Raw genomic sequence first — 252 nt, forward strand, 5'->3', positions numbered from 1 at the left:
TGGAGCGGAAGACGAGATTCGAACTCGCGACCCCCACCTTGGCAAGGTGGTGTTCTACCACTGAACTACTTCCGCAATAATAATGCGGGTGAAGGGAGTCGAACCCCCACGTCATAAGACACTAGATCCTAAGTCTAGCGCGTCTGCCAATTCCGCCACACCCGCATATTAAAATAAATGGTGAGCCATGAAGGACTCGAACCTTCGACCCTCTGATTAAAAGTCAGATGCTCTACCAACTGAGCTAATGGC

At 50.4% G+C, this 252-nt stretch carries 2 tRNA genes; both read right to left on the reverse strand.

Annotated features, from left to right (window positions below):
• A tRNA-Gly gene (locus RYX56_RS23970) sits at window positions 1-75 on the reverse strand.
• Window positions 76-83: 8 nt separating this feature from the next.
• Window positions 84-165: transfer RNA gene (locus RYX56_RS23975), tRNA-Leu, on the reverse strand.
• Window positions 166-252: the final 87 nt, after the last annotated feature.

The sequence above is a fragment of the Alkalihalophilus lindianensis genome, assembly GCF_032843265.1.
Taxonomy (GTDB): Bacteria; Bacillota; Bacilli; order Bacillales; family Bacillaceae_D; genus Alkalihalophilus; species Alkalihalophilus lindianensis.